Origin of the sequence: Streptomyces sp. NBC_01669 (genome assembly GCF_026339735.1) — a bacterium.
GTDB lineage: Bacteria > Actinomycetota > Actinomycetes > Streptomycetales > Streptomycetaceae > Streptomyces > Streptomyces yanii.
In genome coordinates this window covers 2,520,323-2,536,031 of the sequence record NZ_JAPEQG010000001.1, presented here as the reverse complement: position 1 = coordinate 2,536,031, position 15,709 = coordinate 2,520,323, and the positions used below count along the sequence as shown (strand labels likewise).

At 69.8% G+C, this 15,709-nt stretch carries 16 protein-coding genes and 1 pseudogene; 12 read left to right on the top strand and 5 right to left on the bottom strand.

Annotated features, from left to right (window positions below; all coding sequences use genetic code 11):
• The first annotated feature begins 4 nt into the window (after positions 1 to 4).
• The 5 genes and pseudogenes from OG972_RS11030 to OG972_RS11010 all read left to right on the top strand — a co-directional run bounded on the left by OG972_RS11030 (position 5) and on the right by OG972_RS11010 (position 3,528).
• Complete coding sequence (locus tag OG972_RS11030; protein WP_323135864.1) at positions 5 to 1,285, top strand: FAD-dependent oxidoreductase; 1,281 nt, start codon at positions 5 to 7, stop codon at positions 1,283 to 1,285.
• Between the two features lie 38 nt (positions 1,286 to 1,323).
• Positions 1,324 to 1,458, top strand: a pseudogene (locus OG972_RS11025) (3-oxoadipyl-CoA thiolase); the annotation flags it as partial.
• Positions 1,458 to 2,150, top strand: coding sequence for a 3-oxoacid CoA-transferase subunit A (locus tag OG972_RS11020; protein ID WP_266980579.1), 693 nt, complete (start codon positions 1,458 to 1,460; stop codon positions 2,148 to 2,150). The pseudogene OG972_RS11025 and the gene OG972_RS11020, both read left to right, overlap by 1 nt.
• Positions 2,150 to 2,821, top strand: coding sequence for a 3-oxoacid CoA-transferase subunit B (locus OG972_RS11015; RefSeq protein ID WP_266980577.1), 672 nt, complete (start codon positions 2,150 to 2,152; stop codon positions 2,819 to 2,821). Before OG972_RS11020 ends, OG972_RS11015 begins: the two co-directional genes overlap by 1 nt.
• Before the next feature lie 98 nt (positions 2,822 to 2,919).
• The gene (locus tag OG972_RS11010) at positions 2,920 to 3,528 is read left to right on the top strand and encodes a TetR/AcrR family transcriptional regulator (protein ID WP_266980575.1); all 609 of its coding nucleotides are present in this window, start codon (positions 2,920 to 2,922) and stop codon (positions 3,526 to 3,528) included.
• Positions 3,529 to 3,571: 43 nt separating this feature from the next.
• On the opposite strand, the gene OG972_RS11005 is transcribed toward OG972_RS11010, so the two are convergent.
• The 4 genes from OG972_RS11005 to OG972_RS10990 are packed head-to-tail and all read right to left on the bottom strand — an operon-like array spanning position 3,572 to position 7,005.
• Positions 3,572 to 4,498 carry a LysR family transcriptional regulator gene (locus OG972_RS11005; protein ID WP_266980573.1) on the bottom strand — a complete coding sequence of 309 codons (927 nt, stop codon included), beginning with the start codon at positions 4,496 to 4,498 and terminating at the stop codon, positions 3,572 to 3,574.
• A gap of 10 nt (positions 4,499 to 4,508) precedes the next feature.
• A complete protein-coding gene (locus OG972_RS11000; RefSeq protein ID WP_266980572.1) occupies positions 4,509 to 5,651 on the bottom strand; it encodes an NAD(P)/FAD-dependent oxidoreductase in 1,143 nt (380 codons plus the stop codon).
• Positions 5,648 to 5,836 (bottom strand): ferredoxin, encoded by a 189-nt coding sequence (locus tag OG972_RS10995; RefSeq protein WP_266980570.1) that lies wholly within the window; start codon positions 5,834 to 5,836, stop codon positions 5,648 to 5,650. Before OG972_RS10995 ends, OG972_RS11000 begins: the two co-directional genes overlap by 4 nt.
• On the bottom strand, positions 5,833 to 7,005 hold the full coding sequence (locus OG972_RS10990) for a cytochrome P450 (protein WP_266980568.1): 1,173 nt from the start codon (positions 7,003 to 7,005) through the stop codon (positions 5,833 to 5,835). The genes OG972_RS10995 and OG972_RS10990 overlap by 4 nt, the downstream gene beginning before the upstream one ends.
• Positions 7,006 to 7,224: 219 nt before the next feature.
• Here OG972_RS10990 and OG972_RS10985 point away from each other — a divergent pair, with 219 nt between their 5' ends.
• The 7 genes from OG972_RS10985 to OG972_RS10955 all read left to right on the top strand — a co-directional run bounded on the left by OG972_RS10985 (position 7,225) and on the right by OG972_RS10955 (position 14,334).
• A complete protein-coding gene (locus OG972_RS10985; protein ID WP_266980566.1) occupies positions 7,225 to 8,199 on the top strand; it encodes a phosphotriesterase in 975 nt (324 codons plus the stop codon).
• A 50-nt stretch (positions 8,200 to 8,249) separates the two neighbouring features.
• Positions 8,250 to 9,203 carry a phosphotriesterase gene (locus OG972_RS10980; RefSeq protein ID WP_266980564.1) on the top strand — a complete coding sequence of 318 codons (954 nt, stop codon included), beginning with the start codon at positions 8,250 to 8,252 and terminating at the stop codon, positions 9,201 to 9,203.
• An 11-nt stretch (positions 9,204 to 9,214) separates the two neighbouring features.
• Positions 9,215 to 10,330, top strand: coding sequence for an NAD(P)/FAD-dependent oxidoreductase (locus OG972_RS10975; protein ID WP_266980562.1), 1,116 nt, complete (start codon positions 9,215 to 9,217; stop codon positions 10,328 to 10,330).
• Positions 10,331 to 10,334: 4 nt separating this feature from the next.
• Positions 10,335 to 11,258 carry an alpha/beta hydrolase gene (locus OG972_RS10970; RefSeq protein WP_266980560.1) on the top strand — a complete coding sequence of 308 codons (924 nt, stop codon included), beginning with the start codon at positions 10,335 to 10,337 and terminating at the stop codon, positions 11,256 to 11,258.
• A gap of 36 nt (positions 11,259 to 11,294) precedes the next feature.
• The gene (locus OG972_RS10965) at positions 11,295 to 12,290 is read left to right on the top strand and encodes an MBL fold metallo-hydrolase (RefSeq protein WP_266980558.1); all 996 of its coding nucleotides are present in this window, start codon (positions 11,295 to 11,297) and stop codon (positions 12,288 to 12,290) included.
• Positions 12,287 to 14,023, top strand: a complete 1,737-nt coding sequence (locus OG972_RS10960) for a CocE/NonD family hydrolase (protein ID WP_266980556.1) — start codon at positions 12,287 to 12,289, stop codon at positions 14,021 to 14,023. Before OG972_RS10965 ends, OG972_RS10960 begins: the two co-directional genes overlap by 4 nt.
• A 179-nt stretch (positions 14,024 to 14,202) precedes the next feature.
• Complete coding sequence (locus OG972_RS10955) at positions 14,203 to 14,334, top strand: hypothetical protein (RefSeq protein WP_266980554.1); 132 nt, start codon at positions 14,203 to 14,205, stop codon at positions 14,332 to 14,334.
• A 56-nt stretch (positions 14,335 to 14,390) separates the two neighbouring features.
• Here OG972_RS10955 and OG972_RS10950 read toward each other — a convergent pair whose 3' ends face one another.
• Positions 14,391 to 15,197 (bottom strand): thioesterase family protein, encoded by an 807-nt coding sequence (locus tag OG972_RS10950; RefSeq protein WP_266980552.1) that lies wholly within the window; start codon positions 15,195 to 15,197, stop codon positions 14,391 to 14,393.
• Between the last annotated feature and the right edge of the window lie 512 nt (positions 15,198 to 15,709).

The following is a 15,709-nucleotide window of genomic DNA, read 5'->3' as shown; positions in this document are numbered from 1 at the left end:
TTCCATGACGAACCCTGATGTGATCGTCGTCGGCGGCGGCATCGGCGGCCTGGGCGCGGCGTTCTCGCTGACCCGCCAGGGCCTGAACGTGCGTCTGCTGGAGAGCGCCCCCGCCTTCGGCGAGGTCGGCGCCGGCATCCAGCTCGCCCCCAACTGCACCCGCATCCTCGACGACTACGGCCTCCTGGAGGAGGCCAAGAGCCTCGGCGTCGTTCCGGACTCCATGGTCATGCGCGACGCGGTCGACGGCGGCGAACTGTCCCGCCTGGACCTGCGCGACCTGGAGAAGCGGTACGGCTACCCGTACATGGTGATCCACCGCAGCGACCTGCACGGCCTGCTGCTGCGCGCCTGCGAGCGGGCCGGCGTCGAGCTGGTCACCGACTCCCGGGTCACCTCGTACGAGAACGCCGACGGCGGCGCCCGCGTCACCCTCGCCGCCGGCGAGGTCCACGAGGCCGGCCTGGTCATCGCCGCCGACGGTCTGCACTCCGTCGCACGCAAGCTCCTCGTCGACGACCAGCCCGTCTCCTCCGCGTACGTCGCCTACCGGGGCACCGTGCCCGCCGGGACGCCCCGTGTCCATGGCATCGACCTCAGCGAGGTCGTGGTCTACGTCGGCCCGCGCTGCCACTTCGTCCACTACGGCCTGCGCGGCGGCGAACTCCTCAACCAGGTCGCCGTCTTCGAGTCCCCCAAGGCCCTCGCCGGCCAGGAGGACTGGGGCACCCCGGACGAGCTCGACAACGCCTTCGCCGAGACCTGCGGCTTCGTCCAGGACGGCCTGCCGTTCATGTGGCGGGAAAAGTGGTGGCGGATGTTCGACCGCGAGCCGGTCATGAACTGGGTCCACGGCCGGATCGCGCTGCTCGGCGACTCCGCGCACCCGCCGCTGCAGTACATCGCGCAGGGCGCGATCATGGCCATCGAGGACGGCTGGGTGCTGGGCGAGCACGTCGCCCGCAACCGCGCCGAGGACGGCACGGTCGACTGGAGTGCCGCGCTCGCCGCCTACGAGGCCGTCCGCCCGGAGCACTGCCGCCGCGTGCTGACCACGTCCCGCAAGTGGGGCGAGCTGTGGCACCTCGACGGTGTCGCCCGCGAGCAGCGCAATGTGCTGCTGCGTGCCCGCGACACCTACGACTACGCCTTCGTGGACTGGCTGTACGGCCCGACTGCGCTGACGCCGGACGAGGAGCCCCCCATGTTCACGCCGATCCCGCTGTCCTCGGCCCGTGTCGACGAGCCTGAGTCCCCCGCCCTGGTGGGAGGACACTCCCAGTGAGCGACGCCTATCTCTACGCGGCTGCCCGCACCCCCTTCGGCCGGTTCAACGGCACCCCGGCGAAGGTGCTGCGCGAGCGGCGCGAACGCTGGGGCGTCGCGGCCATCTGCATCGGCGTGGGCCAGACCCTCGCCGTGGTCCTGGAGAACGTCACCGACGAGGTGAGCGGCTGATGGGCGTGACCATCGCGGCGACGGCCGACGAGGCCGTGGCGGGCGTCGAGGACGGTGCGACGGTCCTGGTGGGCGGATTCGGTCTGGCGGGCATGCCGTTCGACCTCATCGACGCGCTGATCCGGCAGGGCGCCGGTGGCCTGACCGTCGTGTCCAACAACGCCGGCAACGGGGACGTGGGCCTGGCCGCACTGCTCAAGGCGGGCCGGGTGCGCAAGGTCGTCTGCTCCTTCCCCCGGCAGAGCGACTCCTATGTGTTCGACGAGCTGTACCGGGCCGGGCGGGTGGAGCTGGAGGTGGTGCCGCAGGGCACCCTCGCCGAACGGATGCGGGCCGCCGGGGCGGGCATCGGGGCCTTCTACTGCCCCGTCGGCGTCGGCACCCCGTTGGCGGAGGGCAAGGAGATCCGGGAGATCGACGGACGTGCTCACGTCCTGGAGTACCCGATCAAGGGGGATGTGGCCCTGATCTCGGCGCATCGCGCGGACACCATGGGCAACCTCGTCTACCGCAAGACCGCCCGGAACTTCGGCCCCGTCATGGCCACGGCGGCCACGACGGTCGTCGCCCAGGTCACCGACGTGGTGCCCGCCGGGGAGATCGATCCGGAGAACGTGATCACCCCGGGCATCTACGTCGACCGCCTCGTGCGGGCCGAGGCCCGCCGGCTCACCGTGCAAGGAGCCCGCTGATGACGGCAACGACCACACAGTCCGTGGAGCACACGGACCGGGGCCCGCTGAGCACCGACGAGCTCGCGGCCCGCATCGCCCGTGACATCCCGCCCGGTTCCTACGTCAACCTCGGCATCGGGCAGCCGACCGGGGTCGCCGAGCACCTGTCGGCGGACGCGGGGATCGTGCTGCACACGGAGAACGGCATGCTGGGCATGGGGCCGGCCGCGACCGGCGACGAGGTGGACCCCGACCTCACGAACGCCGGAAAGGTACCGGTCACCGAGCTGCCCGGGGCGGCGTACTTCCACCACGCCGACTCCTTCGCGATGATGCGCGGTGGCCACCTCGACGTGTGCGTCCTCGGCGCGTTCCAGGTCTCGCAAGCCGGTGACCTGGCCAACTGGCACACCGGCGACCCCGACGCCATCCCCGCCGTGGGCGGCGCGATGGATCTCGCCGTCGGAGCGCGGCAGGTGCTGGTGATGATGAAGCTGTTCACCCGGGACGGCGCCCCCAAGCTCGTCCCCGCGTGCACGTACCCGCTCACCGGTACCGCCTGCGTCGGCCGCGTCTACACCGACCACGGCGTCTTCGCCACCGGCCCGGACGGTGTCCGCGTCCTGGAGACGTACGGCACCACGGTCGCGGAGTTGCGGGAACGGCTCTCCGTCGACCTGCTCCCCTGAGAGAGCTTAGGTTTACGGCACGTTAAACATCGTTACGACGCGTATAGCGTGGAGCCGGTGTGTACGCTCGCCGTGCAGTGGCGCGTTAGGATCCGGTCATGGCGAACCTTCGTGAGGCGCAGAAGCAGATGACGCGCCGTCTGCTGCTGGAGTCAGGACTTGAGCTGTTCAAGACGAAGGGGTATGCCGCCACCACGGTCGACGACATCGCGACCGCGGCGGGCACCACACGCGTCACGTTCTACGCGTACTTCCCCTCCCGCGGCGACCTGATGAAGGCACTCATCGACGAGCAGCTCAACGAGGCGCTGCAGCGCGTCCGCTCCCACGAGCACGGCTCGACGGCGCAGGACCTCGTCGCCACCGTCGTCGACGGAACACCGGAAGCGATCAAGGCGTGGCTGCGGCGAACCGCCGACAACTGGCCGGCCATCCGGCCGATCATCCGCATCGGCCGCGATGCCGCGGTGATCGAGCCGGAACTGGCCGACCTGGTCGAGCGATGGCTGGAGGAGGCCATCAGCGACATCGAGGACGGACTGACGGCGGCCGGGCGATTCGAGCCTCATCAGCGTCACTTCCGGGGCGTTCTCGCGATGGCGCAGCTCGACTTCGTCGCCCAGAACTGGCACCGCGCCGACTGGAAGATCACCCATGAGCAGATGCTGGACGAGCTCAGTGCCAGCTGGGTGGATCTGCTGACCTGACGTGGCTCTGCGGACCTGACCGACACGGTCCGGGCGGTGGGCGTCAGCCCTGTTTCGGCGCCGCGTCGAACAGCAGCGCCCGGAGCCACTCGATGAAGTGGTGATCGGACAGTCGGGGGTTCCAGACCATGTCGATCCCCAGCCCGGGAAGCGGGAACGGGAACTCCTCGATCCGCAGATCGGCAAGCGTCCGCATGGTGGCGGCGACCTGGCGGCGCAGGAGGGCGACGCCGTTCGCGCGTGCGACCAGGAACGGCACCAGCAGGAAGTCGGAGATCCACAGGCCGACGCGATAGGGGATCCCCTGCTCCTCCAGCACCGGATACGGGAAGACGCGCCGATCGGTGTCCACGACGATGTGCGGCTGGGTGGTCAGGAGATCGAGCGCGCTCGCTTCCGGCGGTGCGTCCGGCGAGGCCACCACCACACAGCGGTCGTTGTACAGGCGCTCGCGCGGGTAGGGCGAGAAGTGTCCCTCGGAGATCAGCGCGACGTCGACTCCCTTGTCGGTGAAGGTGGCCTCGTTCGGCACCGTGATCGTACGCACCCGCAACGTGACATGCGGAGCGCGCTCGGCGACGAGCCGCATCAGCCGGGGGCCGACGACGAAGGCCGTGCTGTTCGTCATGGCGACGGTGACAACGCGCTGGTCCTTGGCGGGGTCGAAGACGGGGAAGTCCACGATCTGCGCGGTCTGCTGCAGGGCGCCGCGCAGCGGTGCGATCAGCTCCAGTGCCCGGGGGGTCAGCGTGACTCCCGAACCCTGACGGACGACGAGGTCGTCGCCCAGCAGCCGCCGCATCCTCGTGAGGGCGTGACTCATCGCCGGCTGGGACAGACCGACCCGTTCCGCCGCCTTGGTCACCGAACGTTCCTCGAGGAGCGCGAGGAGGGGCACCAGCAGGTTGAGGTTGACCGACGCCAGTCGGTCCAGCCCCGAGCCCGTGGTGCCCTCTCCCTGGTCGCCCATGGAACAAACCCTACGCGGCCGCCTGGGCAGTACGACGCAGCCGGGGGATGGGGATCCGGTAGTTGAGCGCCGCGGCCACACCGGTGCCGTCGCCGTGCGACCAGCGCATCAACGCCGGCCCGCCACCAGGCCCGCCGTCGACGTACGTCGGTTCCCCGTCCAGCGGCAGATCGCCCACCACCTTCAGGCTCAGCCCGAACTGCTCGGTCCAGAAGTACGTCTGGAACCGCAGCGGCGGTGCGTCGTCGCCGTGTACGAGTGCCCCAGCGGCGACCTTTGCCTGCTCGATCGCGCTGCTCCAGAGGGGGACGCGGCGCAGCCCGTGCGGAGTGGGGAAGGCCGCGAGGTCACCCACGGCGGCGACGTCGGGGCGGACCAGTCCTCGCGAGTCGACCGGGACGACGCCCTTCGCCGTGAGCCCCGTGTCCGCGAGCCACTCCGTGTTGGGCACGTCGCCGACGGCGGTCAGGAGGATGTCCGCCTCGAGGACGGCGCCGTCGTCGAGCACCACTCGGGCCTCCCCCGCGCGCTGTTCGAGCCGTGCCGAACCGGTCTCGACGAGGGTGAGCCCCAGGTCCAGCGCGGCCTTGACGAACACGTCGGCGAGATACGGACCGAGCTGGGTGATCAGGGGAACCCCTTGGGAGACCAGGGTGACCCGGCAGCCGACGGCCAGACATCCGGAGGCGATCTCCATGCCGAGCGCGCCTCCGCCCACCACGACGACCGACGGCCGGTCCGCCAGCCGGCCCCGCAGCCGGAGGGCGTCGTCGAGCCCGCGCAGGGTGAACTCCTCGGGCAGCTCGGACAGCCGTCGCGCGCGGGAGCCGGTGGCGAGGACGAGGCGGTCGTACGGCAGCGCCGAGCCGTCGTCGAGGGTGACGATCCGGCGCTCGGGGTCGAGCCCGGTCGCACGCACACCCAGCAGCTCCGTCGCCCCGTGCCCGGCCGGTGGAAGCTCGTGCGACGACATGTCGTCGCCGTCGAGCAGGAGCGCCTTCGACAGGGCCGGGCGGCTGTACGCAGGGTGCGGTTCGTCGCCGACGATGGTCAGCTCGCCGTCGAAGCCGGCCTCACGGAGCGTGTCGGCCGCGGTGAGCCCGGCGATCCCGTTGCCGACGACGACCACGCGGTTCAGCGTGCCGCCGCTCATGCGACCCTCAGCGCCGCGACCGGACACACGCGGGCCGCAGCCTTCGCCAGGGCGGCGTCGGCTCCGTCGACATCCTCGCGGTCGAGCACCAGCTCGCCCTCGTCGTCGAGATGCATGAGCTGCGGGGCGGCCTCCTCGCACAGGCCGTGGCCCTCACATCGGGGGCGGTCGAGAACGATCTTCATGCGGGGATCACCTCCAGGACGGGGAGCTCTTCGATGCTCCGGGTGATGTTGCTGGGGACACGGACCTCGGGGCCGACGACGAGGCGCTTGACGCGCCGGGAGAGCGCTTCGATCACGGCGTGGGCCTCCAGGCGGGCGAGTCCTTGGCCCGCGCAGCCGTGTGGGCCGTAGCCGAACGAGAGATGGTCGGCCGGACCGCGCTCGACGAGGAAGGTGTCCGCGTTCTCGTAGTGCCGGGGGTCGCGGTTGCCTGCGCCGAACAGGATCGCGATCTGCGCACCCGCGGGGACGACGGCCCCGTCGATCTCGACGTCCCTGACGGCGCGTCGGCCCCAGGCGTGGACGGGAGCCCAGAAGCGCAGCACCTCGTTGAACGCTCCCGGCACCAGCGACGGATCACTGCGGACCAGGTCGAGCTGGTCGGGGTGCGAGCCGAAGAGGGCGACGACGTTGCCGATCGCCGCCACGGTGGTGTCGACGCCGGCGCCCAGGTACTGGTGGATGATGTGGCCGGCCGTGTTCGGCGGGATGGCGCCCTGTGCCTCGGCGTCGAAGATGCCGCGGCCCACGGACCCTTCCTCCAGGTCGTCCGCCGTGACCTCGGAGCACCATCCGTAGAGCTCGCCGGCGATCGGGAAGTTCTCGGCCGTGCGCTGGTTCATCGGGCCGAGGACCTGCATGGCGGCCTGACCCCAGCGCAGCATGTTCTCCCGCACGTGGCCCCTGAAGCCGATCAGGTCAGCGACGACCTCCAGGGGAAAGGCACGGGCGAGGGCGTCGATCGCCTCGAAGGAGCCCTTGTCGACGAGCTCGGCGACGAGCGCGTCCGCCTTGGCCTCGATCCGCCCCTGCAGACCGCGCAGCGCGCGCGGCGAGAGGTTCTCGGTGAGCGTGGCGCGCAGCCGAGTGTGCACCGGCGGGTCGGACGCGAGCGAGGTGCCGGTGAGGGCGTCGTTGGCCATCGGGTTGAACGCGATCGAGGTCGAGGAGTACGACTCCCAGTCCGCGAGTGCGCCGCGTATGACGTCGTACCGCGTCAGCGCGTACACGTCGTTCCGCCGGAGGTGGACGACGGGGCCGTCTTCCCGCAGTTCGGCATACACGGGGTACGGGTCGAGCACGACCTCGTCGGCGAAGAGGTCGATGTCGGAGGTGGGTGGGTTGGTCATGCCCGCCAGTGAAGTGGCCGCCATCACATTCAGCAAGTGAATGTTTTACATGCCGCTGCATGCATGACGTTCATGTCTGCTCGGAGGATCTGTCCGCCCTACCCCACGTGTATTGTTTTTTCTTGGTGTTCATTTCATTGACGTCATGTAAACCGAATGGATACCGTGACTGCAAGCCATGGGGTGCAGTGCACCCCACCCCGGACACGTGAGGCAGGCATGAGCGGCAAGAGCAATACCGTGAACACCGTCCTGGGCCCAGTGCCTGCTGAAGAACTGGGCGTCGTCTCGGTCCACGAGGCGCTGCTGTCGGTGGTTCCGGGTGCGGAGTACGCCTTCGACGTCACCATCGACCGCGCCGAGGTCTTCGAGGCGCTCGCCGTGAAGCTGAAGGACTTCCGCGCCCATGGCGGCGGCACGATCGTCGACAGCACCGGCATGTTCCACGGCCGGGACGTCCGGCTGTACGAGACCCTCTCCCGCACGACCGGCGTGCACATCGTCGCCTCGACGGGCCAGGGCCCGGAGGAGTTGCTCGGCGGCTACTTCCTCACGCCGCAGACCAACCCGCCGACGCCGTGGCCGACCGAGAAGTTCGCCGACCTCTTCACCGAGGAGATCACCGAGGGCATGGTGGTCCCCCGCGTGGAGCGACGAGGCGCCGCCGGCCTGGTGGCCACCGCCGCGACCCTCGAGGGCATGACCGCGACCGACGAGAGCCTGTTCCGCGGTGCGGCCCGGACCGCCCTGAGCACCGGCGTCGCGGTCTCCATCCGCTACGGGAGCGACGCCGTCCACGACCTCGGCATCGTCCTGGAAGAGGAGCTGCCGGCCGACCGCGTCGTCGTCGGCGGACTCGACCGCAAGGACGCCGTCGCCGCCGGTGCGCCCCTCGAGATCGCCCGCCGCGGCGCCTATGTCGCACTCGACCACGTCGGCGTGGAGGACGAGGCACACATCACCGATGCCGAGCGCGCCGCCCTGGTCGCCGACCTCGTGCAGGCCGGCTTCGGCAACCGGATCCTGCTCTCGAGCAACGCGACCGGGGTGGCGAAGGGCCACCCCGGCAACGACCTGCCGTACAGCTACGTCCTGACCACCTTCGTCCCGCTCCTGAAGGCACAGGGTCTCAGCGACGAGGACGCGCAGCGGATTCTCGTGGAGAACCCGCGCGACCTGCTGTCGGTGCGTTGAGCGCGCCGACGCGAACGCCCATCAAGTCCCTTTTCTCGAAGGTGAGTTCTGTGTCGCGAGTAAATACCGTCCTGGGGCCGGTCCCGACCGAGGAACTGGGTCTCGTGGCCGTCCACGAGCACATCGGCTACGGCATGCCCGGCTCCGAGCTGGACACGAGGTGGTGGAAGACCCCCGAGCAGCGGTACGAGGAGACCGTCCCGAAGCTGCGCACGTTCCACGAGCACGGCGGCGGCACCTTCGTCGACGCGACCGGGATCTGCAACGGCCGTGACGTCGACCACTACAAGTCGCTGTCCGCGAAGACCGGCGTCCACATCGTCGCCTGCACCGGCTTCGTCGGCGGCGACACCGCCCTGCCGCACTTCGCCCGGGCCGGCGTGGACTATCTGACCCAGCAGTTCGTCCACGAGATCACCGTCGGCATCGGCAACACCGGCAGCCTCGCCGGTGTCATCAAGGTCGGGGTGAGCCGCGGCGGCCGTATGACCGACCTGGACAAGCGCATCTACCGCGCCGCGGCCCGCGCCTCGCTCACCACGGGCGTGCCGATCCTGACCCACCTCGCGATCGACGCCGAGAACGCGATCGCGATCTTCAACGAAGAGGGCCTCCCCCTGGACCGCGTCCTGTTCGGGCACGTCGACGACGGCGTGAACGCCGACAAGACGCGCGACGTCTGGATCGCGGAGCAGGGCGGCCGCATCGGCTTCGACACCTTCGGCTACGAGACCGAGCTGTCGGACCCGCCGTTCTGGGCGCGCCCCCGCAAGGAGCGGCTGGACCACTTCCTCCGGTTCATCGGCGACGGCCGGCTGCAGCAGGTCCTCGCCTCCGCCGACGCCAACTGCAGCCCGCTGGGCTGGCCGGGCGTGAAGGGACACACCGTCAACTACATCTTCGACGACCTCATCCCGGACCTCCGCGCCGCCGGCCTCGACGAGGCCGCGATCAAGACGATCTTCGTTGACAACCCCGCCGACTTCCTCACCATCAAGAAGTAGAGAGAGCCACCATGCAGTCCTCAGACCTGAAGAACCTGAAGATCGCCGTCGTCGGCGCGGGATACGGCGGCGCGGCTGCGGCCAAGGCCCTGAGCCTGCTCGGCGCCACCGTCGACGTCTACGAGCAGGCGAACCAGATCCGGGAGGTCGGTGCCGGCATCGGTCTGCGTCCGGCCACCATCAACCGCTTCCGCGAGTGGGGAATCTTCGACGCGATCGCGAAGGTGAGCTCGCCCAGCGAGTACTTCGAGATCCTCACGGCCACCGCTGAGCCGATCATGAAAGAGGCGTGGCCGGCCGCCGGCGAGCAGACCTACACCCACCTGATCCACCGCGGTGACTTCATCGACGCCCTCCTCGGTGTGCTTCCCGAGGGCATGGTGCACCTCGGCCACAAGCTGGAGACCATCCAGGACAGGGGCGACCGCTCCGTCCTCACCTTCGCGGGCGGCGAAACCGTCGAGGCCGACCTGGTCGTCGGTGCCGACGGCATCAAGTCGGTGGTGCGCCGGCAGCTGTTCAGCGACAAGGGGCCGGTGTTCTCGGGTGAGCACGCCTACCGCACGGTGATCCCCGTCGACGACGCCCACGGGATGGTCGTCGACGACAACCTCCGGATGTACATCGGCCGGGGCACGAAGATCTACCTGCTTCCGCTGCGCCACCGGGGCCAGGTGTCGTTCGACATCACCGCCCTGTGCCCGGACAGCACCTGGGCACCGCAGGTCACCAAGGACGACCTCCTGGCGACGGTGGAAGGCTTCGACGAGCGTCTCGTGAACATCACGCGCGACCTCGACATGGGCACCGTGAGCATCCGCGCGGTCTACGACATCGACCCGGTCGACACGTGGCACTCGGACTCCGTCGTCCTCGTGGGCGACGCGGCCCACTCGATGCTGCACCACCAGGGCCAGGGCGCGAACTCGGCCATCGAGGACGCCGGAGCGCTCGCCGACGCCCTGCGGCAGGCGGACTCCCTGAAGGAGGCGCTGGCCCTGTACCAGGCCACCCGCAAGCCGGCGACCGACGAGCTGCAGCGCATCTCGCGTCAGGGGTGGACCGAGGAAGAGATCGATGACGTCTTCCCCGGTCAGAAGCCCGTAACCGCTGCCCCGCAGGAGTGATGTCATGTCGCTGCATCCTGAGATCGCCAAGGTTCTCGCCGGCCTGCCTGCCCCGCCCGAGGGTCCCCTCGACCCGGTCGCCATGCGCGCCGCGGACGAGGCGCACATCGCTCCCCTCGAGGAGCGCCTGCCGCTCCGCGCGGTCGAGGACGTGACCGCGCGGACGGCGTCGGGCGAGGTGCCAGTGCGTATCTACACGCCGGTCGAGGCCGACAGCTACGGCGTCCTGGTCTACTTCCACGGTGGCGCGTTCTTCCTCGGCAGCCTGGAGACGCACGACCATGTCGCGCGCTCGCTGGCAAAGGAGACCGGTCTCAAGGTCGTCTCCGTCGGCTACCGCCTGGCGCCCGAGGCCGCCTTTCCGGCCGGTCTCGACGACTGCTACGCGGTGGTGCGCTGGGCTGTCGAGGAAGGTGCGAGCCTCGCCTGGGACGGCACGACCCTCGCCATCGCCGGCGACAGTTCCGGCGGCACCTTCGTCGCGGCGGTCGCGGCCAGGGCGCACGACGACGGCTTCGACCGGATCACGCACCAGGTCCTCTACTACCCCTCGCTCGACCTCGACTTCGACGTCGACCGCTATGCCTCGCTGCGGGAGAACGCCGTGGGCTTCGGCCTGGAGACGGCAGGGCTGAAACCCTTCAACGCGTTCTACATCGACAGCGGCGCCGATCCGGCGGACCCTCTCGTCTCGCCGGTCAAGCGGGCGGACCTCACCGGGCTGCCGCCGGCCCTCATCGTCACCGCGCAGCACGACCCGCTGCGCGACGAGGGCGAGCTCTACGGCCGGCGGCTGCGGGAGGCCGGCGTGGAGGCGACGGTGAGCCGGTACGAGGGCGCGGGCCATGGATTCGTCCAGCACTTCTCCTGGATCCCGAAGTACCACAGGGTCTTCGCACAGACGCGCGACTTCCTCAGCCGGCGCTGACCTGGCCGACCCACGTACGAGTTCAGAAGGAAAGCCATGACGCACGCAGCCAACGTCCATCCCCTGGTCTCGCCGTGGGGCCGGTTCGGTCTCTACAGCTTCTTCATCGACGCACCCGAGCCGGCCATCGTCGACACCGGGATCGCCTCCTCGCCTGCCGAAGGGATGCTTCCCGCGCTCGAGGCGATCGGGCGCCGCATCCAGGACGTGCGCTGGATCCTGCTGACCCACGGTCACATCGACCACGTCGGCGGGGCGCACGCACTGTGGGAGCTCACCGGCCGGCGCGCACAGGTGGTGATCCACGAGGCCGACGCACCGATGCTCCGCTCGCGGCGGGCCCACGTGGAGGAGTACCTCGCGGGACGGGGCCAGTACCTGGGTGACCCCGAGGGAGAGGCGAAGGTGACGGCCGCGGCACATGCCGTCATCTCAGGTGAGATGGAGCCCTCCATGCTCGTCAAGGGCGGCGAGACCATCTCCCTCGGCGGCGACGTCACCGTCTCGGTGCACTCGATTCCGGGTCACACGCCCGGATCGGTCGCGTACGTCGTCGAGGGCCGGCGCTCGGTGTTCGTCGGCGACGCCGTTCAGGTCCACGGGGCGGCCAACGGCTTCCCCGGCTACCTGGACCCGGTCGCCTACCGCACCAGCCTGGAGTACCTGCGCGACGAGATCCGTCCGCAGCACCTGTACCTCGGACACCCGTACCGCCGCGCCGACGGCACGCCGTACGGCGTCGAGCTCGACGCCGCACAGGCCCAGGAGGCCATCGCCCACAGTCTCGCGATCGAGAGCCGTGTGACCGCGGCCGCCTGCGGCTGCCTGCAAGCCGGCCTGCAGGAGACGGATTCGTCGTACTCCCCCTTCGCCCGAGTCGCCGAGGAGCTCGGTTACACCGGCGACCCCACGCTCGAGCCATCGCCGTTCTTCACCTCGATGCACGGCTACCGCACGCACCTCGAACAGAACTCGTACCGCACTGTCCCGGGGGATGACCCCCAGACCCCCAGAGGAGCTTCGCACTCATGACCGACTTCCAGACGATCCGGGCGGGGGAGCAGACCGTCGCGGTCCGCAAGGACCTCCGGGTGCCGATGCGGGACGGCGTCGAACTCGCCGTGGACGCGTACCACGGCCAGGACGACAAGCCGCGTCCGGCGCTCGTGGCGCTCAGCCCGTACGGCAAGGAGCTGCAGGCCCTTGCGCTCACGACGCCGCCGCAGCGGCGCCCCAGCCCGATGTGGGACGGCTGCATCGAAGCGGGCGACATCGCGCGCGTCGTCAAGGAGGGCTACGTCCACGTCATCGGCGACCTGCGCGGCTCCGGCGCCTCCGAGGGCGAGCACATCGGTAACTACAACGCCGGTGGTGTCTCGCTCGGCCAAGACGCATACGACTTCATCGAGTGGGTCGCGGCCCAGCCGTGGTGCGACGGCAACGTCGGCATGATCGGCATCTCCTACTTCGGCTCGATGCAGGTGCTGGCAGCGGCCGAGCGACCGCCGAGCCTCAAGGCGATCTTCGTCAGCGGCGGCCACTACGACTTCTACGAGACCACCTACCACGGCGGCGTCATGTGGTTCATGCCGCGCGCCGCCCGCGAGGGCCGCGGTGGCGACTCCGGCTGGGCCTTCACCGATCGTGTCAAGTCCCGCATGCTCGAGACCTACTCCCCCGAGGAGATCAAGGAGCGCGTCGCCAAGCGGCTCCAGGACCCGGACGTGGCCGCCTGGCCGAACCTGGTCCACGTGCTGAACTACCCGAAGAACCACGAGGCCTGGTTCGACATCGTGATGAACGAGGTCGACGGCGAGTGGTACGAGGAGCGCAACCCGGTCACGCTCGCGCCCCACATCGACATACCGGTCTGGCTCCAGATCGACCAGGGCCGTGGCTGGACGATGGACGGCACCATCGAGCTCTACAACTCGCTGAAGGGCCCGAAGAAGCTCGACATCGGCCCCTACCCGCCGATGCAGTCGCGCCCCTTCATCGAGGAGCACGACAAGATGTTCCGCTGGTACGACTACTGGATCAAGGGCATCGACAACGGGATCATGGACGAGCCCGCAGTCACTGTCTTCGTCGAGGGCTCGCGTGAAAACGTCACCGGCGCGCAGTGGCCGCCGAAGAACGTGGAGCACAAGTCGCTCTACCTCCGCCCGCGCCGCAAGCTCTCCTTCGAGCCCGAGCTCATGGGCGCCGAGCACGCCGCCCCCGACGGCTTCTACCAGGCGCCGCTGACGGTGACCGACAGGGTGGAGATCCTCAGCTGGAGCACCGCTCCGTTCACCGAGCCCACCGAGATGATCGGTCAGGGCGCGGCGCACATCTTCGCGGAGATCGACCAGCCCGACACGAACTTCATCCTGCGCATGTGGGACGAGGCCCCGAATGGCAAGCGACAGCTCATCACGACTGCCTATCTCAAGGCCTCGCACCGCGAGCTCGACGAGGAGCGCACCACGGAGGGCAACCCCTACCACCCGCACACCCGCGCGGTGCCGGTCGAGCCGGGGAAGATCGAGGAGTACGTGCTGCGCGTCTACCCGTTCGCGGCGACGTTCCTGCCGGGCCACAAGCTGGTCGTGGAGCTCTCCAACGACGAGCCGCTGGCCGACGAGCACAACGCGCTGCTGCCGCCGGACGCCTTCCACCTGCCGGTCGGCCGCCCCGTCAGCCACAAGATCTACCGCGACGCCGCGCACCCCTCCCGGCTCGTGCTGCCGTTCACTACGCGCAAGGCGGCGGAGGAGGAGTAGCCGAACCCGCTGTTGCGGGTCGTGAGGTTGTTGATGCCGGGATGGAACCGCGGTGAGGTGATGGGGCGTGCGGCGGCAGGGTGAGAACCGCCACGTACCTCGTCCGCCATCTGCAACGACCCCTCCCCTGTCGGATTGCTCAGCAGGTGCATGAGCAACTCCCGTCCGTGGAGGCGGCCTTGGCCGCATGGGAGAAGGACTGCCTTGTCGAGGGAACCGCCCTCTACCGGCACGGCGTCGGCCTTGGACAGCGGCTCGGCCTCAATGACCCCGCTCCTACGACGGCTGCCGCCGCCGACCCGGCCCTGTGATGTCCGGCAGGCGTTGTCCGCCTCGGTCCTCGAGGCCATCGAGGCCCGCACCCTCCTTATGCCCCGGACAGGGGACGGACCGTGAGGATCTGCTGGGCGTGCCCGACCGGGCCGTCGACGTCGTGCAGGACCGTGCTGGTGAGGCCCTGTCCGGAGGGGCCGAAGGTGACCGTGGTGTCCAGTCCCGTCCATGTGCCTCGTGGTTGGCGGTGGAGGTGGACGGTCAGGTCGACATTGGGGAACATCCACGCGGTGGGCGGCTGCCGGACGGCGATGCCGTTGGCGGTGTCGACCAGGGCGAGATACGACGCGAGCGGGCTGACGGGAGCGCCGGCGACCAGATCGAGTGGCGTGGAGACCCAGGCGGTCGTGCGGCCCGGCCGGGGCGGCGCGACCGGGCGGACGTCCAGGGACGCGATGTAGCCGCCGGGCCACACCTCGGACATCGGCCACGTGGTGAGTGACTCCGGCGAGGTGAGGCGGTCGTCGGGCCCGCCCGCGACCGCGGTGGTGTCGAGGCTTGCCAGGAACCAGGCGCGGGCCCGGACGACCGGGCGGCCGGCGATCCGTACGACCGCTTCGAGGAGCTCGATGGTCCGGCCGGGGCGGATGGTCTCCACCTCGATCTCGCACTCGTCGAGGGCGAGGCGGCCGAGGATGTCGTAGCTGATCCGGGAGAGCACCAGGCCGTCGTCCGGGCCGGCTGCCCGGTGGCGGTCGAGGGCGTGGACGACGAGCCCGCCCAGCGGGCTGAAGTGCTGCTCGTCGGGGTCCCAGGCCCCGCCCGCGTGCGTCGTCGGCTTGTAGCGGTGGCCGTCGATGGCTTCGAAGTAACTGGCCCGGGGCGTGGTCGAGATGGACAACGGTTGTTTCTCCTCAGGTGTAACGGACTTCCAGGGGGCAGCCGGAGCTGTCGTCACGTCGGCTGGTCGGGACGCTACCGACATGGGTCTCGTCTCGCTCTGTGAGAAAGTGCACAGTGCAATCACTGTGTGGGTGGGCCGGTCAGGCGCATGCGTTGAGCAGGGCGACGTAGACATGGTGGTGGGCTGGAGCACGATCCCGCCGCCGCGGTTCTCCAGAAGCGTCGGCGTGCGTTCGTAGACGTCGACGGCCAGAGGTCACCCGACAGGCTCTGAGGCGTCGAAGGCGTTCGCGTACGGCGATGCCGCCGCCGGCTGAACACACCTGCGGGCTCATCCCTCCTCGTCGGTCTCGGCGGTGGGCGGATCGCGCAGGGGCCGCAGGCCGCCACATGCAGCGGCTTCGGGCTCGACGGCAAGTGCGAGCGCCCCGTGCGTCGGCGGCCGCCTCGCGGAAGTGTCACGCCCCGAGGGCGGGTTCGACGTGGTCGGCGAACTACCGCTGCGTTCCG